Origin of the sequence: Rhodoferax sp. (genome assembly GCF_028714215.1) — a bacterium.
Taxonomy (GTDB): domain Bacteria; phylum Pseudomonadota; class Gammaproteobacteria; order Burkholderiales; family Burkholderiaceae_C; genus Rhodoferax.
This window is the reverse complement of record NZ_JAQTMS010000027.1, coordinates 1-17,535: the sequence shown is the minus strand read 5'-3', so window position 1 is coordinate 17,535 and position 17,535 is coordinate 1. Positions and strand designations below refer to the sequence as shown.

The 17,535-nt window shown below is 63.6% G+C and carries 22 protein-coding genes and 1 pseudogene; 10 read left to right on the top strand and 13 right to left on the bottom strand.

Going from position 1 to position 17,535, the window contains the following annotated elements; translation table 11 throughout:
- Window position 1 precedes the first annotated feature (1 nt).
- The 9 genes from PHS32_RS13500 to PHS32_RS13460 form a co-directional block, all read right to left on the bottom strand.
- The gene (locus PHS32_RS13500; protein ID WP_301079528.1) at window positions 2–1,015 is read right to left on the bottom strand and encodes a tripartite tricarboxylate transporter substrate-binding protein; all 1,014 of its coding nucleotides are present in this window, start codon (window positions 1,013–1,015) and stop codon (window positions 2–4) included.
- A 17-nt stretch (window positions 1,016–1,032) separates the two neighbouring features.
- Complete coding sequence (locus PHS32_RS13495; protein WP_301079527.1) at window positions 1,033–1,248, bottom strand: molybdopterin-binding protein; 216 nt, start codon at window positions 1,246–1,248, stop codon at window positions 1,033–1,035.
- 43 nt (window positions 1,249–1,291) lie between these two features.
- Window positions 1,292–2,107 carry an ATP-binding cassette domain-containing protein gene (locus tag PHS32_RS13490; protein ID WP_301079526.1) on the bottom strand — a complete coding sequence of 272 codons (816 nt, stop codon included), beginning with the start codon at window positions 2,105–2,107 and terminating at the stop codon, window positions 1,292–1,294.
- 23 nt (window positions 2,108–2,130) lie between these two features.
- Entirely contained in the window at window positions 2,131–3,021 is an 891-nt protein-coding gene (gene ssuC, locus PHS32_RS13485) for an aliphatic sulfonate ABC transporter permease SsuC (protein WP_301079525.1), read from the bottom strand.
- A gap of 5 nt (window positions 3,022–3,026) precedes the next feature.
- The gene (ssuD, locus tag PHS32_RS13480; protein ID WP_301079524.1) at window positions 3,027–4,190 is read right to left on the bottom strand and encodes an FMNH2-dependent alkanesulfonate monooxygenase; all 1,164 of its coding nucleotides are present in this window, start codon (window positions 4,188–4,190) and stop codon (window positions 3,027–3,029) included.
- 16 nt (window positions 4,191–4,206) lie between these two features.
- A complete protein-coding gene (locus tag PHS32_RS13475) occupies window positions 4,207–5,241 on the bottom strand; it encodes a sulfonate ABC transporter substrate-binding protein (RefSeq protein WP_301079523.1) in 1,035 nt (344 codons plus the stop codon).
- A 22-nt stretch (window positions 5,242–5,263) separates the two neighbouring features.
- Entirely contained in the window at window positions 5,264–6,226 is a 963-nt protein-coding gene (locus PHS32_RS13470; protein WP_301079522.1) for a sulfonate ABC transporter substrate-binding protein, read from the bottom strand.
- A gap of 113 nt (window positions 6,227–6,339) precedes the next feature.
- On the bottom strand, window positions 6,340–6,930 hold the full coding sequence (gene ssuE / locus PHS32_RS13465; protein ID WP_301079521.1) for an NADPH-dependent FMN reductase: 591 nt from the start codon (window positions 6,928–6,930) through the stop codon (window positions 6,340–6,342).
- A gap of 41 nt (window positions 6,931–6,971) precedes the next feature.
- Window positions 6,972–7,982 (bottom strand): sulfate ABC transporter substrate-binding protein, encoded by a 1,011-nt coding sequence (locus tag PHS32_RS13460; RefSeq protein ID WP_301079520.1) that lies wholly within the window; start codon window positions 7,980–7,982, stop codon window positions 6,972–6,974.
- 272 nt (window positions 7,983–8,254) lie between these two features.
- Between PHS32_RS13460 and PHS32_RS13455 the strand changes: the two genes are divergently transcribed.
- The 3 genes from PHS32_RS13455 (at window position 8,255) to PHS32_RS13445 (ending at window position 10,007) form a co-directional block, all read left to right on the top strand.
- Window positions 8,255–8,473: a CsbD family protein gene (locus tag PHS32_RS13455; protein ID WP_301079573.1), complete on the top strand. Its 219-nt coding sequence runs from the start codon at window positions 8,255–8,257 to the stop codon at window positions 8,471–8,473.
- Between the two features lie 78 nt (window positions 8,474–8,551).
- The gene (locus PHS32_RS13450) at window positions 8,552–9,166 is read left to right on the top strand and encodes a hypothetical protein (RefSeq protein WP_301079519.1); all 615 of its coding nucleotides are present in this window, start codon (window positions 8,552–8,554) and stop codon (window positions 9,164–9,166) included.
- A gap of 46 nt (window positions 9,167–9,212) precedes the next feature.
- A complete protein-coding gene (locus PHS32_RS13445) occupies window positions 9,213–10,007 on the top strand; it encodes a helix-turn-helix domain-containing protein (RefSeq protein WP_301079518.1) in 795 nt (264 codons plus the stop codon).
- Window positions 10,008–10,017: 10 nt separating this feature from the next.
- On the opposite strand, the gene PHS32_RS13440 is transcribed toward PHS32_RS13445, so the two are convergent.
- Window positions 10,018–10,950, bottom strand: a complete 933-nt coding sequence (locus PHS32_RS13440; RefSeq protein ID WP_301079517.1) for a LysR family transcriptional regulator — start codon at window positions 10,948–10,950, stop codon at window positions 10,018–10,020.
- Window positions 10,951–11,151: 201 nt separating this feature from the next.
- On the opposite strand from PHS32_RS13440, the gene PHS32_RS13435 reads away from it, so the two are divergent.
- The 3 genes from PHS32_RS13435 (at window position 11,152) to PHS32_RS13425 (ending at window position 12,519) form a co-directional block, all read left to right on the top strand.
- The gene (locus PHS32_RS13435; RefSeq protein WP_301079516.1) at window positions 11,152–11,634 is read left to right on the top strand and encodes a DUF4148 domain-containing protein; all 483 of its coding nucleotides are present in this window, start codon (window positions 11,152–11,154) and stop codon (window positions 11,632–11,634) included.
- 220 nt (window positions 11,635–11,854) lie between these two features.
- Window positions 11,855–12,286, top strand: a complete 432-nt coding sequence (locus PHS32_RS13430; RefSeq protein ID WP_301079515.1) for a putative toxin-antitoxin system toxin component, PIN family — start codon at window positions 11,855–11,857, stop codon at window positions 12,284–12,286.
- Window positions 12,283–12,519: a DUF6290 family protein gene (locus PHS32_RS13425; protein ID WP_301079514.1), complete on the top strand. Its 237-nt coding sequence runs from the start codon at window positions 12,283–12,285 to the stop codon at window positions 12,517–12,519. Before PHS32_RS13430 ends, PHS32_RS13425 begins: the two co-directional genes overlap by 4 nt.
- Before the next feature lie 42 nt (window positions 12,520–12,561).
- Here PHS32_RS13425 and PHS32_RS13420 read toward each other — a convergent pair whose 3' ends face one another.
- Window positions 12,562–13,008: an EVE domain-containing protein gene (locus PHS32_RS13420; RefSeq protein ID WP_301079572.1), complete on the bottom strand. Its 447-nt coding sequence runs from the start codon at window positions 13,006–13,008 to the stop codon at window positions 12,562–12,564.
- Window positions 13,009–13,102: 94 nt separating this feature from the next.
- Here PHS32_RS13420 and PHS32_RS13415 point away from each other — a divergent pair, with 94 nt between their 5' ends.
- Together PHS32_RS13415 and PHS32_RS13410 are read left to right on the top strand one after the other, a co-directional pair.
- Window positions 13,103–14,083, top strand: coding sequence for a 2-dehydropantoate 2-reductase (locus tag PHS32_RS13415; protein WP_301079513.1), 981 nt, complete (start codon window positions 13,103–13,105; stop codon window positions 14,081–14,083).
- Window positions 14,080–14,556: a hypothetical protein gene (locus tag PHS32_RS13410; RefSeq protein ID WP_301079512.1), complete on the top strand. Its 477-nt coding sequence runs from the start codon at window positions 14,080–14,082 to the stop codon at window positions 14,554–14,556. The genes PHS32_RS13415 and PHS32_RS13410 overlap by 4 nt, the downstream gene beginning before the upstream one ends.
- A gap of 74 nt (window positions 14,557–14,630) precedes the next feature.
- Here PHS32_RS13410 and PHS32_RS13405 read toward each other — a convergent pair whose 3' ends face one another.
- A complete protein-coding gene (locus tag PHS32_RS13405) occupies window positions 14,631–14,966 on the bottom strand; it encodes a histone protein (RefSeq protein WP_301079511.1) in 336 nt (111 codons plus the stop codon).
- 51 nt (window positions 14,967–15,017) lie between these two features.
- Here PHS32_RS13405 and PHS32_RS13400 point away from each other — a divergent pair, with 51 nt between their 5' ends.
- Window positions 15,018–16,328, top strand: coding sequence for a polysaccharide pyruvyl transferase family protein (locus PHS32_RS13400; protein ID WP_301079510.1), 1,311 nt, complete (start codon window positions 15,018–15,020; stop codon window positions 16,326–16,328).
- A 48-nt stretch (window positions 16,329–16,376) separates the two neighbouring features.
- On the opposite strand, the gene PHS32_RS13395 is transcribed toward PHS32_RS13400, so the two are convergent.
- Entirely contained in the window at window positions 16,377–16,820 is a 444-nt protein-coding gene (locus tag PHS32_RS13395; protein WP_301079509.1) for a universal stress protein, read from the bottom strand.
- 143 nt (window positions 16,821–16,963) lie between these two features.
- On the opposite strand from PHS32_RS13395, the pseudogene PHS32_RS13390 reads away from it, so the two are divergent.
- Window positions 16,964–17,199 (top strand): annotated as a pseudogene (locus tag PHS32_RS13390) (ketopantoate reductase C-terminal domain-containing protein); the annotation flags it as partial.
- Between the last annotated feature and the right edge of the window lie 336 nt (window positions 17,200–17,535).

Below are 17,535 nucleotides of genomic sequence, written 5' to 3'. Positions count from 1 at the left end.
TTTAGTCCGCCTTGAAGCCCGAGGCCTCGATCACCGGGCGCCACTTGCCAATGTCAGCCAGGCGTAGTTGCTCAAGCTGCTGGGGCGTGCGTGGATCGCCTTCCAGCGACAACTCATCGAGCTTGGCCTTGATGGCTGGCTCGGCAAGCGCCGAGTTCAGCGCGCGGTTGAACGCGTCCACGGCCACCGCCGGTGTGCCTTTGCGGGCCCACAGGCTGTACCAGCCGCTGCCTTTGGCCTGCGGGAAACCGGCCTCGGCCACCGATTGCACATCCGGTAGTTCGCGGGTGCGTTTGTCGGTGAAGGTGGCCAGCACGCGCACCTTGCCCTCGCGGTGCAAGGGTGCCAGCCCGGACGTGGTTTCGATGGCCGAAGTCAACTGCCCGCCCACCAGGTCGGTAAACAAGCCCGGGCTGCCCTTGTAGGCCACATGCACGATGTCCACACCCGCAGCCTTGCCCAGCAGCAGCCCGAAGAAGTGCGGCAGGCTGCCGGCGGCCGGGCTGCCGAAGTTGGCCTTGGTCGGGTTGGCCTTGAGCCAGGCCACAAATTCGCTCAGGTTCCTCGCCGGGTGCGAGGCCGGTACCGCCAGCGCGAACTGGAAGTGCGCCACCAGCCCCACTGGCACGAAATCCACCGCCGGGTCATAGCCGGGTTTGCGAAACACTAGTTGCGACAGCACCGGCGTGATGAGCGGGGCGATGAGGTAGGTGGCCCCGTCGGCCGGCGCATTCAGCAGCGCCTGTGCGGCAATCTGCCCGTTGGCGCCGGCCTTGTTTTCCACAATGATGTGGTGCCCCTTGCCCAGTTGGGGCGCAATGCGCTCGGCCAGGATGCGGGCCAGCGCGTCGATGGCGCCCCCCGCGCCGAAGCCCACCAGGATGCGAGCCGCTTCGGGCACCGGAGACCGTGCCGCAGCGCGCCCCGGGAAGGCCAGCCAGGACACCCCGCCGGCGGCCAGGGCAGCAGCGCGCTGACCCCAGGCTCGTCGTGTCAAGCCACGCTCTGTCGTCATGTAGGGACTCCGGATCTTCACAGCTTGGCAATCGAGACTTCGGTCGACTTGACCAGTGCCACCACTTCGGAGCCCAGCACCAGTTCCAGTTGATCGACCGAGCGGGTGGTGATGACCGAGGTGACGATGCCCCAGGGCGTTTCGACATCGATCTCCGAGACGACGTCGCCGCGAATGATTTCGCGCACCTTGCCGCGGAACTGGTTGCGCACATTGATGGCTTGAATGGACATAAAAGTCTCCTTGAGAAGTTGGTTGAAAAACGAATTGAATGAATCAGATGGCCCAGCGCAGGCCATGCGCTTGCGCACCGGGCCAGTGGCTGTCGCCGTGGGCCGGCTCCCGCGCGGGCTTTTGCAGCACCCGCTCCAGGATGCGTTTCTCCAGCGCGGCAAAGGCCGGGTCGCCCTGCGAGCGGGGCCGTGCCAGGCTGACGGTTTCGTCCAGCGCGATGCGGCCATCCTCGATCAGGATCACGCGGTCGGCCAGCGCCACCGCTTCCTGCACGTCGTGCGTCACCAGCAGCGCGGTGAAGCCGCTGCTTTGCCACAAGCTCTCGATCAGCTGCTGCATCTCGATGCGGGTCAGCGCGTCGAGCGCGCCCAGCGGCTCGTCGAGCAGCAGCAGGCGCGGCTGGTGCACCAGGGCGCGCGCCAGCGAGACGCGCTGGCGCTGGCCGCCCGACAGGCGCGCCGGCCAGTCGTTCTGGCGATCCGCCAGCCCAACCCGGCCCAGCACCTCCAGCGCCGCCGCCTGCTGCGCCTTGGGCAGGCCCAGCGCCACGTTGTCAACGACGCGCTTCCAGGGCAGCAGGCGCGCATCCTGGAACATGATGCGGGTGTCACCGGACAGGCCGGCGAGCGCTTGGCCGTTGACCTTGATGCTGCCGGCCGAGGCCTGCTCCAGCCCGGCCACCAGCCGTAACAGCGTGCTCTTGCCGCAGCCGCTGCGCCCGACGATGGCGACGAACTGGCCCGGCTCGATCGCCAGCTGGTTGTTGCGCAGCACCTCGCGCGCGCCGTAGTTCTTGCTCAGGCCATGCAGCGTCAAGGAGACGCCGCGCTCGGAAGGTTTGAGGGATTGAGTGCTCACAGGGGGACTCCAACTTGGGTAACTCATGGCGCCTGGTAGCCCGGATGCCAGCGCAGCCAGTAGCGCTCCAGCCCCTTGGCGAAGAGGTCGGCCAGCTTGCCCAGCAGGGCGTAGAGCAGGATGCCCACCAGCACGATGTCGGTTTGCAGGAATTCGCGCGCGTTCATCGTGAGATAACCAATGCCGGCCTGCGCCGAGATGGTTTCGGCCACGATCAGGATCACCCACATCAGGCCTAGCGAAAAGCGCAGGCCCACCAGGATGCTTGAGAGGGCACCGGGCAGGATGATTTGCCGGTAGAGTTGCCAGCCCGACAAACCGTAGCTGCGGCCCATCTCCAGCAAGCCTGGGTCGACGTTGCGAATGCCGTGGAAGGTGTTCAGATAAATCGGAAAGAACACCGATACTGCGATCAGGAACAGCTTGGCGCTCTCGTCGATGCCGAACCACAGGATGACCAGCGGAATCATGGCCAGCGCCGGGATGTTGCGCACCATCTGGATGGTCGAATCGAGCAAGGTCTCGGCGATGCGGGAAGAGCCTGTGAGCAGCCCCAGCGCCAGGCCCAGGCCGCCACCGATGGCCAGCCCGGACAGGGCGCGGCCGGCGCTGACCCGGACGTGCGTCCACAACTCGCCGGAGAGCGTCAGCGTCCAGGCCGCCGCGATGACGTCCAGCGGCGCCGGCAGCACGCGGGTCGACAGCCAGCCGCTGGCGGCGGCGATATGCCAGGCCACCAGCAGCGTCAGCGGCAGCAGCCAGGGCAACAGGCGCTGCACCACGCCGGCGGCAAATACCTTGAGCTGGCCCAGCGACAGGGGCCAACTGGCCGCGCTGGGCAGGAAGCCGAAGCCGGGGGCCTCGATGCTGTCGGGCATGGGGGTCACCTGCAATTCTCGCAGTGGGTGCTTCATGGCATTCAACTTTGCGCGGCGCGCGGCAGGTAGTTGTTGCCGACCACCTCGCCAAAAGGGCCGGTCAGTTGCTGTCCGGCGAGCTGCTGGCGCAAGGGCAGCGGCAGCAGCGGAAACACCAGCTCGGCAAAGCGGTAGGCTTCTTCCAGGTGCGGGTAGCCGGACAGCACAAAAGTGTCCAGCCCCAGGGCCGCGTATTCCTGAATGCGCGCCGCCACGGTTTGCGGGTCGCCCACCAGCGCGGTACCGGCGCCGCCGCGCACCAGGCCGACACCGGCCCACAGGTTGGGACTGATTTCCAGGTCGGCGCGGCTGCGTTTTTTACCGCCAGCGTGCAAGGCCGCCATGCGGCGCTGGCCTTCCGAGTCCATGCGCGAGAAAGCCGCTTGCGCGCGGATCACCGTGTCGTCGTCCAGACGACTGATGAGGCGCTCGGCGGCCTGCCAGGCCTCAGCCTCGGTTTCGCGCACGATCACGTGCAGCCGGATGCCGAACTTGACGCTGCGGCCATGGCGCGCCGCACGCTGGCGCACATCGGCCACCTTCTTGGCCACTTCCGCCGGCGGCTCGCCCCAGGTCAGGTAGGCGTCCACCTGCTCGGCCGCCAACTCGTGCGCGGCCGGCGAGGAGCCACCAAAGTAGACCGGCGGATAAGGTTGTTGGACCGGTGGGTAGAGCAGCTTGGCGCCCTTCACGCTCAGGTGCTTGCCATCAAAGTCGAAGGACTCGCCGGTGTGGCTGCGCGCCAGGATTTCGCGCCAGATGCGAATGAACTCAGCCGACTGTTCGTAACGCTGGGCGTGATCCAAAAACACGCCGTCGCCTTCCAGCTCGGTCTGGTCGCCGCCGGTCACCAGATTGATCAGCAGGCGCCCGCCGGAGAGCCGGTCGAAGCTGGCGGCCATGCGCGCGGCCAGGCTGGGCTGGTGCAAGCCGGGCCGCACCGCCACCAAAAATTTAAGGCGCTGGGTCAGCGGCAGCAAGCTGGCCGCCACCACCCAGGGGTCTTCGCAGGAGCGCCCGGTGGGAATCAGCACGCCTTCGTAACCCAGGCTGTCGGCCGCCTGCGCCACCTGCTTGAGGTAATCGTGATTTAGGGTGCGCGCTCCTTCGGCGGTGCCCAGGTAGCGGCTGTCGCCGTGGGTTGGTATGAACCAGAAGATTTTCATGAAAATGAGCTGTGAGTTAAGAGGAGGTTTGAGCTGTCGCATGCCGGGCGGCTGGTCGCCAGACGATGTCGGCCACCTTGACCGGTTTGGGGATCAGCGCCAGCCGCGCAAAGGCATCGGCCACGCGCTGCTGATCAGCCACCGTCTCGGCCTTCAACCAAGCCACCGGCGAGCGCGGGCGGCGCTGCAGAAAAAGGCTGACGACCCCGGCGTCGAGGCCGCTGAAGTCGGCGATCAGCTTGATGGCGGCGGGCCGCTGCTCCTGCGCAAAGCGGTCGGCCCGCGTCAGCTCCTCGAACAACTGGGCGATGACCTGCGGGTGCTGGGTGGCAAACGAGCGGGACGCCAGGTAGAACGAGTTGTTGCCCGACAAGCCCTGGCCGCTGCTCAGCACGCGCGGCTGCAGCGCCAGTTCGGTGGCGGCATAGAACGGGTCCCAGATGGCCCAGGCGTCGACGCTTTTGCGCTCGAAGGCAGCGCGCGCATCGGCCGGGCTGAGGTAGACCGGCTGGATGTCGGACCATTGCAGACCGGCCTGCTCCGCCGCGCGCAGCAGCAGGTAGTGCGCGCTGGAGCCTTTTTGCAGTGCGACTCTGCGGCCCTTGAGTTCGGCCAGCGTGCGAATGGGCGAGTCCTTCAGCACCAGAATGGCGGAACTCAGGGGCTTGGATGGCTCGGCGCCGGCGTACACCAGGTCCTTGCCGGCAGCTTGCGCAAACACCGGTGGCGAATCGCCGGTCAGGCCGAATTCCAGGCTGCCCACGGCCAGCGCTTCCAGCAACTGTGGTCCGGCCGGAAATTCGATCCAGCTGACTTTGGTTTGCGGCCAGCGCCGTTCCAGCTGGCCCTGCTGCTTCAGGATCACCAGGTTGACGGCCGACTTCTGGTAGCCGATGCGCAACAGCGTCGGCAGCTTGCCCGTCGCACCGCTTTGCGCCCAGGCATTGCGCGAAGTGATCGGACCGGACAGGCCCCAGACGCCGGCCGTGACCGCCAGCATGCGCAGCAGCGCGCGCCGCGTACCGGGGGCCGTTTGATGCAAATCGGTCATGATGTTGCTCCGTTGGCGCCGCTCAGCCCAGGTCCACCGGCGCGGCGTGCAGCAGGTTGAGCTTTTTCGGAATCAGCTTGAGTTCGAAAAAGGTGTCGGCAATCACCTGCTGCTCGGCCAGGATCTCGCGCGTGACCGGTGCCGTGCCATAGGCGCTGCGGCTCAGGTAGAGTTCGGTGATGCTCTTGTCGAGCCCCAGCACGCTGGACAGTTCGCCGGCGGCGGCAGCCTGATTTTTCGAGGCCCAGCTGTCGATGGCATTGATTTCGTGAATCGCGATCTTCAGCAGGTCGGTGTGTTTGGTGGCGAAGTCGCGCGAGGTGAAGTAATAACCCCGGTTGTTGACGACACCGGTGGCGTCCACCAGCAGGCGCGCCTCCAGTGTTTTCTGGGCGGCGGCCAGGAACGGGTCCCAGATGATCCAGGCATCGATGGCGCCTTTCTCGAAGGCAGCGCGGGCGTCCGGTGGCGGCAGGAAAACGGTTTGCACGTCGGCGTATTTCAGGCCGTTCTTTTCCAGCAGCTTGACCAGGAAATACTGCACGTTGGAGCCCTTGTTGAAGGCCACTTTCTTGCCCTTGAGGTCGGCCACGGTCTTGATCGCCGAGCCTTTCGGCACGATGACCGCTTCCAGCCTGGGGCGCGGCACGGTGGCACCGGCGTAGACCAGCGGCGCCCCGGCGGCCTGGGCGAAGATTGGTGGCGCCTCGCCGACGTCACCAAAGTCGATGGCGCCGACGTTGAGCGCTTCCAGTTGCACCGGGCCGGCATTGAATTCGGTCCAGCTGACGCCGGCGCCCAGCGGGGCCAGGCGCTTCTCCAGTGTGCCGCGGGCTTTCAGGATCGAGAGCCAGCCTTTTTGGTGACCGATGCGCAGCAGGCGGGTCGGCTTTTGCGCCAGCGCCAGGGGGCTGCCGGCCAGCGCGGCCGAGGCCAGGCCGGTAGCGAGCAGGTGGCGGCGGGTAAGAGACAGTTTGTTTGACATGATGAGGTTCCAGGGATTGCAGGCGACAGCTGCTCCTGACCACCGGCGGGGGTCAAAAACAGGCAAACGGAAAGAGGGCAAGCGCGCCGGTCAGAGCCAGACGCGGGGTCGTGTCAAACGCTACATCGCACTTGCGAGAAAGGCACCGGTGCAAAGCGGCGCCCGGTTGGCGGCGGCGGACGCAGTGTTTCGGTGATCAAGGTGTGCACCGCCTCGTCCAGCCGGGCACCGATGTCTTCATCGATCTGGTAAGCGCCCTGGGATGAGAGCTTGACTTGCGCGTCGGTGGCGTAGATGCCGGGCAGTATCTGTTTGGCGCCCAGCGACTGCAGCACCGGGCGCAAGGCGTAGTCCAGCGCCAGCATGTGGTTGGGACTGCCGCCGGTGGCCAGCGGCAACACGGTTTTACCCGCCAGCGCGGTTTGCGACAAGAGGTCCAGAAACACCTTGAGCACACCGCTGTAAGCCGCCTTGTAAACGGGGGTTGCCACCACCACCACGGCGGCATTGGCAAGGCGCTGCACCGCGTCGGCGATGCTGCGGTGGCCGAGGTCCGCCAGGATCAGCGCCTGCGGCGACAAGTCGCGAATCTGCAGGCGCTCGACGTGGGCGCCGCGCCGGCGAAGACGCTGCTGGACGCCGTCCAGCAGGGCGGCCGAGCGCGATTTTTCCGAGGGGCTGCCGGCGATCAGCAAGACGGTCATTATTTTTCTCCCTGAGGGGTGCGTGTGCGACAGACCGGGGCTTACTTCTTCAGGTAGATCTGGTCAAAGCTGCCACCGTCGGCGAAGTGGTCCTTGTCGGCCTTGGCCCAGCCGCCAAAAGCCTGCGCTATGGTGAACAGGTTGAGTTTGGGCAACTGCTTGACGTACTTGGCCTGGAATTTTTCCGAAATCGGGCGGTAGAAGTTCTTGCCGGCAATGTCCTGGCCTTCGTCGGTGTACAGGTATTCCAGATAGGCCTGGGCCACCGTGCGGGTGCCCTTGCGATCGACGTTCTTGTCCACCACGGCCACCGGCGGCTCGGCCAGGATGCTGAGCGACGGATAAACGATGTCGACCTTGTTGCCGAATTCCTTTTCCAGCAGGTGCGCCTCGTTCTCCCAGGAGATGAAGACGTCGCCCTGGTTGCGCTGGGCAAAGGTGATGGAGGAGCCGCGGGCACCGGTGTCGAGCACCGGCACGTTCTTGTACAAGGCCTGCACGAACTCCCTGGCCTTGGCATCGCCGCCCAGTTTGCGTTTGGCGAACTCCCAGGCCGCCAGGTAGTTCCAGCGCGCGCCGCCCGAGGTTTTCGGATTCGGCGTGATGACGCTGACGCCCGGCTTGACCAGGTCGTCCCAGTCCTTGATGCCTTTCGGGTTGCCCTGGCGCACCACCAGCACGATGGTGGAGGTATAGGGCGACGAGTTGTGCGGCAGGCGTTTTTGCCAGTCCGGCGCCAGCCATTGGCCGTTCTTGACCAGGGCGTCGACGTCGCCGGCCAGGGCCAGCGTCACCACGTCGGCGTCCAGCCCGTCGATGACCGAGCGCGCCTGCTTGCCCGAGCCGCCATGCGACTGCTTGACCGTGACATCCTGGCCGGTTTTGGCTTTCCAGTGTTTGGCGAAGGCGGCATTGAACTCGACGTACAGCTCGCGCGTCGGGTCATAGGAAACATTCAGCAGCGAGACCGCGGGTTGGGCGGTTGCGCCCAGCGCTGCGCCGGCCAGTACGGTGCCCAGGGCAAGGTTAAAAAAGCGGCGGCTTGTGGCCATGGGTTCGACTCCTGAAATTGACTGCGAAATTGCGATGCAGTGGATTCTGCGAGTTAATGCTTAAAACAGGAACTACTGAATTTTCAGTTCTAAATTACCAAAACATCTTTGGTGGCAACCACCTTCCCTTCAATGCGCCTGCGGTGATCGTCGCGCAGCTCTGTGTGCTGGCAAACAGACCGGGGCTTGCCTGCCCCCTAAGCTTCAGCCCAAGGTACAGCGCAAGCGCCAACGGCAGCCCGCCAATTCACCATCACTTGAAGGACACCGCAATGAACTGGGATCGCATCGAAGGCAATTGGCATCAGTTCAAGGGCAATGCCCAGCAGTGTTGGGGCAAGCTCACGGCGGATCATCTGCACGTGCTCGCCGGCAGGCGTGATCAGCTGGCCGGCAAGATCCAGAACAGGCGCGGTCTCTCCAGCGACGCCCAGAAGCAGCAGCTGAGCGACTGGAACAAGCGCCTCAAGGCCAGCAACACCTTCAAGTAAAGCCGGGCCAAACCGGCCGCCGTGGCGAGTCGCTTCGTCTTGGCGGCATTCGCAGATTCAATCAACCAAGGAATATCCATGAACAAATTCAGCAGCAACGCGATGGCCATCGCGATCGGCCTCGTTTTCAGTGTCGGCGCGCTGGCGCAAGGCATGTCGCGCGATCAATACAAAGCGCGCAAGGACGGCATTGCGACGGACTACAAGTCGGCCAAGACGGCGTGCGCGGCCCTGGCCGGCAATGCGAAGAACATTTGCCAGGCGGACGCCAGCGGCAAGGAAAAAGTTGCCAAGGCAGAGCTGAGGGCCAGCTACAAGCCCTCGGAGAGCGTCAGTTACCGGCTGCGTGTCGCCCGAGCGGACGCCGACTACTCAGTGGCCCGGGCGAAATGCGATGACAAGGCCGGCAACGTCAAGGACGTCTGCGTGAAGGAAGCCAAGGCCGTAGAGATAGCCGCCAAGGCCGACGCCAAAGCCCAGATGAAGACCGTCGACGCGAATGAGGTGGCCAACGACAAGTCGGCCAAGGCGCAGAGCAGTGCGATCAAGAAAGGCGCAGACGCGCGCCAGGATGCGGCGGCCGAAAAGAACAACGCCGACTACGCCGTGGCGAAAGAGAAGTGCGACGCGCTGGCGGGTGACGCCAAGAGCAATTGCAGCAAGGATGCGAAGTCGCGTTTCGGCAAATCCTGAGACGCATTTGACTGCAGATCATTCATCCAGCCAAAGAGCCGTGCTCGTGACCGCGCTCGAAGTTCTGGCCCAACCGATCACCGTCATGCCGGCGCGTTCAGGCGCGGGTGCGGCGGTGGCTTGCGTGTCCACGTCCCATTGCACCCACTGTCATCTGCGCCAATGGTGCGCGCCCAGCGGCATTGCCAGCACCGATGGCGACCGCGCGGACAGCCTTATGTTTGGCCGGCGCCGGGTCCGGGCCGGCCAGCGGCTGTACCGGGAGGGAGAACCCTTCAAATACCTCTATGAAGTGCGCAGTGGCAACCTGAAATCGAGCCTGACAACGGCGCAAGGGCTGGCGCGGGTCAGTGCTTTTCACATGACCGGAGAACTGATCGGACTGGACGGCGTGGCCGAAGGCCAGCATGCCAGCAGCGTCACCGCGCTGGAGGATGCCGAGGTGTGCGCCGTTTCCTATGCATTGCTGACTGAATTGGCGCTGAGCCATGCCCAGTTACAGCAGACGCTGATGCAGCACATGAGTCGTGAGATCGTGCGCGAACTTCGCATGCTGGTGTTGCTGGGCAACATGACGGCCGAGGAGCGACTGGCGACCTTCCTGCTGAGCCTGTCGCAACGACTGGCGGCGCGGGGCTATTCGTCCAGCGACTTCCACATGCGAATGACGCGCGCCGATATCGGCAGCTATCTGGGGCTGACGCTGGAGACCGTCAGCCGAACCTTCTCCGCATTCCAGAAACTGCGCCTGCTCGAAGTCGATCAACGCCACATCCGTATCACCGACCTGGGCGGCCTGACGCGCGTCGGGGACCAGCGCGCGCACAAAGAACTCCACTGATAGGCAGGCGCTAACAGTTGTCGCAGGCTTGCGTGGCGCGGCTGATTGCGGAGCGGGTCCGCTCGGTCAGGTAGTCCAGAAAAACGCGCGTGCGCTCGGGCAAAAACTTGCGGCTGGGAAGCGCCGCATACAGGCTCAGCCTGGCGGAGATCCACGGACGCAGAACCCGCACCAGCTCGCCGCGCGACAGGTAGGGTGCCACCAGTTCTACCGCGGAAGAGGTGATGCCGGCCCCATCCAGGGCCGCCCGCAGCAGGGTATCGGTGTGATTGACCCAAAGACCCGGCGCCACCACCAGATCCAGAGCCTCGTCCTGGCGCTCGGAATTGAGCAAGCGCCAGGTGCGCGGGCTCAGCCCCGACGTTTTGAGGAGCAGGATTTCATGCTGCGCCAGCTCAGCCGGCGTGGTGGGTGTGCCTTTGCGTTTCAGGTACTCGGGCGAGGCCACCAAGACGGCTTCGGAGGAGGAAATCTTGCGCGCGATCACGTCGCCATCGAAAGCCTCGTCGGTCGGCAGCAGCGTGATGTCGTAGTCCTCGATCGGTGGCTCCTTGAAGGACGCCACCTCGATGTTGAGCAGGATCTTGGGGTACAGCTGCCTGAATCCGGCGATCAACGGCGCCAGCACGTGCGTCGCCAGCACCGGCGGCGCCAGCACACGCAATACGCCGGCCAGTTCATGGGTCTGGGAACTGGCCACGCCATGGGCGTCATCGATGTCTTGCAGGATGGAGCGCACCCGGGTCAGATAAGTTTCTCCCGCCACACTGAGCGACAAGCGCCGTGTCGTGCGGTGCAGCAGCCGGGTTCCCAGATGGTCTTCCAGATCGGCCACCAGCCGCGTCACGACCGCCGGCGACATGTCCAGCGCTCTTGCGGCGGCGGCAAAGCCACCCTCATCGATGACTTTCTGAAATACCCGCATTGACATCAATCGGTCCATGGCGCCCTTAATTGAGGTTTCAAGGCCTTCATTATTGCAGATATAGCAACGTATCGATGTTTTCAAGGTTGTTTATCTTTAGCAATAGAAACTTTAAAGTTCACCCCATCGATGAGACGAAACCTTAAACGCCGCACCGATGCCGCCTTGAAAGAGCGAAATCTTTCAGGCGGGATCTTCAACTTTGAAAGGATTTAAATCATGAAAACCTCTTACGCCGTCACCATCGCCCTCGCCCTGGCAACCCTTGGCGCAACTTATGCCAATGCCGCCGACCTGTCGGCAGCCGGCAAGACACGCGAACAAGTGCGCACCGAACTGTTGGCAGCCCAGCGCAGCGGCGACATCACCTATGGCGAAACCGGCGCGAAACTCAATGAACTGTTCCCCGGCCAATATCCGGCCAAACTGGCAAGCCAGGGCCTGACCCGCGATCAGGTCAAGGCCGAACTGTTTGCCGCCCAACGCAGCGGCGAGGCCATCGCCTACGGCGAAATCGGCGCCAAGCGCAACGAGCTGTTCCCCGGCCAATATCCGGCCAAGTTTGCAGATCAGGGTTTGACCCGGGATCAAATCAAGGCGGAGTTGTTTGACGCCCTGCGCAGCGGCGACACCATCGCCAACGGTGAAACCGGCGTCAAGCTCAACGAGTTGTTCCCCAACCGCTACTCGAAGAAGTCCTGAAACCGTTCACCCCTGGCGGCCAGCCATCGCTTGGGTAGCGGCCAGGGGCACAAAGAAATCGCGACGCTGTTCAGGCTGGCGCTGTGCGCTGGCCTGGAGGCGTTTTTTGCTTTTTGATTGATCGACCGCGGCGCGGCGCTTGCAAATCTCCGGTATGCAGGTGTGCATCATCTTGATAAGTGATGCAATATGGTACGACCTGTGATACCATATAAACGCGATGAAGCAAGCACCCAAAATTGTCATCGATACCAATGTGCTGGTGTCTGCACTGCGGTCACGGCGCGGGTGGTCTTTCGACCTGTTAACGCGGCTGGGCAAGGGTCAGTTCGAGCATGTCGTCACGGTCCCGTTGCTGATCGAGTATGAAGAGGTGTTGCACCGCGAAGGCATGGTCCCTCTCACCAGTGCTGCCGTGGATGATGTGTTGGACTATGTCTGTGCTAGCGGTCTGCGTCAACAAGTGCATTTTTTGTGGCGCCCGAAGCTTAGCGACGTGCGCGACGATATGGTGTTGGAGGCAGCGTTCAATGGCCAATGTGAGGCCATCGTCACCTGGAACATTCGCGACTTTTCCGCAGCTGCGGCGATCGGGATCGAAGTCCTGAACCCCGACTTGTTTTTGAAACGATTGAAGGAGCCTAAATCATGAGTGCACTCAGTGTTCGCTTGCCCGAATCCCTGCACAAGTACGCCAAGCAGTACGCTGCGTTGGAAGGCATCTCCGTCAATCAACTGATCAGTACCGCGCTGGCCGAAAAGCTCTCAGCGTTGGCGACCGAGGACTATCTGGAGTTGCGTGCCAAGTCTGGCAGCCGCAAAAAGTTTGACGCTGCGCTGGCGCAGGTGCCTGACGCCGCGCCCGATCAGTGGGATCGAAAGTAACTTGCTGCGCTCAGCGCCACGTGCGGGCCCATGTGTGCCACTTCACGTGATGGCCTGCCAGTGGCGCGGCGCCACCGGCGTGATGGAAAGGCGGTTGCCTTTTTTCAGCACCAGCAGATCGGCCAGCTCGGGCCGGGCGCGCAGCTGGGCCAGGGTCAGCGGGGGAATCTTGCGCAGCAGCTGCACGTCCACCAGCAGCCAGCGCGGCGCCTCGGGCTTTGAGGCCGGATCAAAATAAGGCGACTTGGGATCGAACTGGGTCGGGTCGGGCCGGCTGGTCGAAGCCACGCGGGCGATGCCCACGATGCCCGGCTCGGCGCAACTGGAGTGGTAGAACAGCACGCCGTCGCCCACGCGCATGGCGTCGCGCATGAAGTTGCGGGCCTGGTAGTTGCGCACACCGGTCCAGGGCACTGTGGCAGCGGGTGCGGCCAGCGCATCGTCCACTGAGCATTCTGTGGGCTCGGATTTCATCAGCCAGTAGTTCATGGCCGCCAGTTTGCCAGCATCCGGCCGCTGTTGCACGGGCGGCTTCAGCCCTGCCTAGAATGGCCGGTCTTGTTCCACCCACCAGAGTTCCACCATGGCCAGCACCCCACTCAGCGAAACCCATGCCGCCAAGAAAGGCTTCAAGGTCGCCGTGATGGGCGCCGGCGCCGTCGGCTGCTACTACGGCGGCATGCTGGCGCGCGCCGGGCATGAGGTGGTGCTGATCGCGCGGCCGCAGCACGTGGCTGCCATCACCAGAGCCGGCCTGCGCCTGCAGACCACCAGCTTCGATGAGCAGGTGCGCCTGGCCGCCAGCACTGAGCCCAGTGCCGTGCAGGGCGCCAAGCTGGTGCTGTTGTGCGTCAAGTCCCTTGATACCGAAGCGGCTGGCGCCCAGATGCTGCCGCACTTGGCAGCCGATGCGCTGGTGCTGACCCTGCAAAACGGCGTTGACAACGCCGACCGCTTGCGCAGCGTGCTGCCGCCACACGCGGTGGCCGCCGCTGTTGTGTATGTTGCCACCGAGATGGCCGGCCCCGGCCACGTCAGACACCACGGCCGCGGCGAGCTGGTGATCGAACCTTCCAACGCCAGCGCAGCCGTGGCGCAAGCCCTGATCGGCGCCGGCGTGCCGACCGAAATTTCTGGCAACGTGCGCGGCGCGCTGTGGGCCAAGCTGATCCTCAACTGCGCCTACAACGCCGTCTCGGCGATCACCCAACTGCCCTACGGCAAGACGGTGGCCGGTGCGGGCATCCAGGACGTGATGCGCGACGTGGTGGCCGAATGTCTGGCCGTGGCCCGGGCCGAGGGCGTGCCGGTGGCGGGCGATGTGCATGCGGCCGTGGCCCAGCTCGCCGCCAGCATGCCCAGCCAGTTTTCATCCACCGCGCAGGATCTGGCGCGCGGCAAGCGCAGCGAGATCGACTACCTCAATGGCCTGATCGTGCGGCGCGGCGAAGCGTTGGGCGTTGCCACGCCGGCGAACCGGGTGTTGTGGGCGCTGGTGAAGTTGCTGGAGGGAAAGCCCCTCAATCAGGACTATGCTCCAACACTTTGCGTCAAGGCACCATGACAGTCGATACCCCCGAACCGATCCAACAAGCCCGCGTATGGGGCGATGCGCAGTGGACAGCGCGCGTCATCAAGAACGAAGACGATGATGGCTGGGCCGTTGCGATGTACCTGGCAGGCCAATCCGAGCCGGCTTTGGTCGGCCCCTGGACCATGGGGCGCGACAAAAAGAATCCCAAGCCACTGGACACCGCTGCCTTCCATACGCTGGTCAAAACGGCCAAGGAGTTCATCCGCCGCTCCGAGCAACAACGCCATGCGCAGCTCAACAAGAACCTTACCCTGACGGTGCAAGGCCGGCCCATTCGGGTGCTTCTGTCCATCGTGCCGGATGAAGAGGGTGCCAGTGCAACATTGAGTGCCCAGGACGAGTTCGGTGAAGAACTGGCCCGGGTTCGCGTCTCACCGGCCTTCAAGTTGAATCTCGACAGCGCGCAGGCGTGGATCGAGTCTGGCTACGCGCGGCCGCATTGACGCCCAATCGGCTCAAGCCAAAAAAAAGACCCCGAAGGGTCTTCTTTCAAAAGCACAAGTGCTGCCAGAGAAGCTTACTTCTTGGCAGCCGGCTTGGCCGCCTTCTTCGGAGCCGCAACCTTGGGGGCAGGCTTGGCCGCTGCCTTGGGAGCTACCGGCGCTGTGGCCACTGGCACAACTTTCAACGCGGCACGTTGATCCCGCAGGGCTTTGATCTCGGCAAAGATCTTGTCCTTGCGTTCGGTCAGCTTGGCGATGCTGGCGCTGATCTTCGCAACGGCCTTGGCAGTTTTGGAGACCGGAGCTTTCTTTGCCGGTGCCTTGACGACGGGCTTCACCACTTTCGCGGGAGCCGTTACTTTCTTCGGAATTGCCGCAGCCTTGGGAGCGGATTTTTTCGCAGTTGCCATTTTCAAATTTCCTTTTTGTTGACCTGGTTCAAATATTTCGCCAGTGCCCTATTGTCTCAAGTATTTTTGATAGGGAGGAACGACGCGGACGATGGTGTGCTGGCAGGTGTCATCGGACCACGTCAGGCTTGGTACGCCAAGGCCGTGACGTACGATGCGGCCATGGCGCGGTCCATCATTCTTTTTGGCGCATTCGATCGACACAACTTCGGCGATCTGCTGTTTCCGCACATCGCGGCAGCGCTCTTGCCGGATGAGGATCTGGTGTTCGCCGGCCTGGCCAGCCGAGACCTGCGTTGCCATGGCGGCCACCAGGTCAGGGCTCTGGCGCAACTGGCCGCCGACGGGGCCGAGCCCACGGGCGCACTGATCCACGTCGGTGGCGAAATCCTGACCTGTAGCGCGTGGCAAGCGGCGATCATGCTGCTGCCGCCGGAACAGGCGCAGGACAGCATCGCCTATCTGCACACCAGACCTCGGGCGAAGAGGGAATGGGTGCGCAGCATGCTGGGCAATGCCGCGCTGGCACCCTACACGCTGTCGCGCAAGCTGCTTCCCGGTCTGGCCCGGGTGATCTACAACGCGGTAGGCGGCGTCGGCCTGGACCAATGCGACCCGGCCTTGCGCGCCGAGGTACTGGCGAACCTCGCGGCGGCAGACCATGTGAGCGTGCGGGACCGGCAGACGCTGGCGCAACTGGCGGCAGCCGGCATCCCGGCGCGCCTGACGCCAGACCCCGCCGTGATGGTGGCCGAGCTCTTCGGCGCGAAGATTGCCCAGCGTGCGCGGGAGGGTGAAGTTGCGCAGCTTCTGGGCACGTTCCCACGGGGCTACGTCGCCGTGCAGTTCAGTGCCGACTTCGGCGACGACCCAACGCTGACGGAAGTCGCCGCCCAGCTTGACCGGATAGCCGCCGCCAGCGGGCTGGGCGTGGCCTTGTTCCGCGCCGGAGCGGCACCTTGGCATGACGATCTGGCTTGTTTGCAGCGCGTCGCGACACGCATGCGGGCGCCCTCGGTGACGGTGTTCGGGTCCCTTGATGTTTGGGATATTTGCGCGCTGATTGCCAACAGCCGGGCTTATTGCGGTAGCAGCCTGCACGGCAGGATCGTTGCGATGGCATTCGCGCTGCCGCGCGTCAACCTGCGCCATCCGCAAGCCACCAAACATCCCGGCAAGCAGGCAGCGTTCGCCGCCACCTGGGAAGAACCGGGCGTACCCGCCACGGTCGAGGTGGGTGACATCGCGCAAGGGATTGGCGATGCCTTGGCGCTGGACCCGGCACAGCTTAGGCGCAGCGCCAGACTGTTGGTCACGCAGTATCGACAGGGCTTCGACTCGGTCCGCGCCGGACTGCCATAAGCCATCTTCCCGCAGCGGCCCGGCGTCCGTTTGGCGATGGCGCGGTTTTCAGCGTATCACCAGGACGGGGATCTCGGAATGGGTAAGCACTTGCAGCGTTTCGCTGCCAAGCAGGACGCGCTTGACGCCGCCGCGCCCATGCGAGGCCATCACAATCAGGTCCGCTTTCGATTTCTTCGCCACCTTGAGCAGAGCTTCGGAAATATTGCTTGATTTTGTGACCACGGCATTGACGCTGATGTGCTGGGCAACAGTCGTCTTGCGCAGTTGATCGAGCGATGCCCGTGCCTGGTCTTCCCATTCCTTTTCTATCGCCGTCATTTCCTTGATGCTGAGCGTGGACGAGCCATCGAAGAACGTTTTTTGATAGGGCGGCACGACGCGCACGATGGTCAGAACCGCGTCGAAATTCACAGCCAACTGAGATGCAGCTTCAACCGCCATTCGGGATAGCTTGGTGCCGTCGGTAGCAACCAGAATCTTCTTGTACATATGTCGCCCTTTCAGTGCTGGCAAGTGTCATCGGACCACGGCAGACATCGCTGCCGAATAGGGCTTTGTACTCCAAGTACGGTAAAAGTCCATAGGCAGGCGTTGCGGGCGAGGGCATCAAGGACGTGATGCGCGACCTGCACGCGACCGTGGCCAAGCTCGCCGACAGCATGCCCAGCCAGTATTCATCGACCGCGCAAGACCCGGCGCGCGGCAAGCGCAGCGAGATCGACTACCTCAACGGCCTGATCGTGAAGCGCGGCGAGGCGTTGCGACGCAGGCGAACCGGGTGTTGTGGGCGTTGGTGAAGTTGATGGAGGGAATCAACCAAAGAGTGAACCCTCCTGCTATGGCGAACAATGTCTTTTCGATGCGTTAGAAGCGGCCAGCCACTATCAGTGCAGTTGCACCAAGCCTGAAGATTCGGGGGGCTCTCTGCTTACCAACAATAAAGTCCGGGTGTGCGTGCTGCCCGAAAAGATGGCAAGGCTAGGTTGTGTACGGCCGAAAGGCTGGCATCCAGAACCGGTCGTTTTCGTACGTAGACGCCACGCCCAGTTCTGGGAAGGTAGGATAGGGGCGGGGATCGGCTAGCCTGAATATTTCATACGGCTGAGTCGGCGGTCCCGCCCGAAGGCGCGTTGTCATTGGTATCTGAGGCCAAACACAACATAGGACCGCCAATGTCAAACTGTACCGGAGAATTTGGAGCAGG

What these genes read in the sequence shown, in the direction of transcription:
- PHS32_RS13500 (WP_301079528.1), bottom strand. Translation starts at nt 1,015, where the DNA reads ATGACGACAGAGCGTGGCTTGACACGACGAGCCTGGGGTCAGCGCGCT.
- PHS32_RS13495 (WP_301079527.1), bottom strand. Translation starts at nt 1,248, where the DNA reads ATGTCCATTCAAGCCATCAATGTGCGCAACCAGTTCCGCGGCAAGGTG.
- ssuC (WP_301079525.1), bottom strand. Translation starts at nt 3,021, where the DNA reads ATGAAGCACCCACTGCGAGAATTGCAGGTGACCCCCATGCCCGACAGC.
- ssuD (WP_301079524.1), bottom strand. Translation starts at nt 4,190, where the DNA reads ATGAAAATCTTCTGGTTCATACCAACCCACGGCGACAGCCGCTACCTG.
- PHS32_RS13475 (WP_301079523.1), bottom strand. Translation starts at nt 5,241, where the DNA reads ATGACCGATTTGCATCAAACGGCCCCCGGTACGCGGCGCGCGCTGCTG.
- PHS32_RS13470 (WP_301079522.1), bottom strand. Translation starts at nt 6,226, where the DNA reads ATGTCAAACAAACTGTCTCTTACCCGCCGCCACCTGCTCGCTACCGGC.
- ssuE (WP_301079521.1), bottom strand. Translation starts at nt 6,930, where the DNA reads ATGACCGTCTTGCTGATCGCCGGCAGCCCCTCGGAAAAATCGCGCTCG.
- PHS32_RS13460 (WP_301079520.1), bottom strand. Translation starts at nt 7,982, where the DNA reads ATGGCCACAAGCCGCCGCTTTTTTAACCTTGCCCTGGGCACCGTACTG.
- PHS32_RS13455 (WP_301079573.1), top strand. Translation starts at nt 8,255, where the DNA reads ATGAACTGGGATCGCATCGAAGGCAATTGGCATCAGTTCAAGGGCAAT.
- PHS32_RS13450 (WP_301079519.1), top strand. Translation starts at nt 8,552, where the DNA reads ATGAACAAATTCAGCAGCAACGCGATGGCCATCGCGATCGGCCTCGTT.
- PHS32_RS13440 (WP_301079517.1), bottom strand. Translation starts at nt 10,950, where the DNA reads ATGGACCGATTGATGTCAATGCGGGTATTTCAGAAAGTCATCGATGAG.
- PHS32_RS13435 (WP_301079516.1), top strand. Translation starts at nt 11,152, where the DNA reads ATGAAAACCTCTTACGCCGTCACCATCGCCCTCGCCCTGGCAACCCTT.
- PHS32_RS13430 (WP_301079515.1), top strand. Translation starts at nt 11,855, where the DNA reads ATGAAGCAAGCACCCAAAATTGTCATCGATACCAATGTGCTGGTGTCT.
- PHS32_RS13425 (WP_301079514.1), top strand. Translation starts at nt 12,283, where the DNA reads ATGAGTGCACTCAGTGTTCGCTTGCCCGAATCCCTGCACAAGTACGCC.
- PHS32_RS13420 (WP_301079572.1), bottom strand. Translation starts at nt 13,008, where the DNA reads ATGAACTACTGGCTGATGAAATCCGAGCCCACAGAATGCTCAGTGGAC.
- PHS32_RS13415 (WP_301079513.1), top strand. Translation starts at nt 13,103, where the DNA reads ATGGCCAGCACCCCACTCAGCGAAACCCATGCCGCCAAGAAAGGCTTC.
- PHS32_RS13410 (WP_301079512.1), top strand. Translation starts at nt 14,080, where the DNA reads ATGACAGTCGATACCCCCGAACCGATCCAACAAGCCCGCGTATGGGGC.
- PHS32_RS13405 (WP_301079511.1), bottom strand. Translation starts at nt 14,966, where the DNA reads ATGGCAACTGCGAAAAAATCCGCTCCCAAGGCTGCGGCAATTCCGAAG.
- PHS32_RS13395 (WP_301079509.1), bottom strand. Translation starts at nt 16,820, where the DNA reads ATGTACAAGAAGATTCTGGTTGCTACCGACGGCACCAAGCTATCCCGA.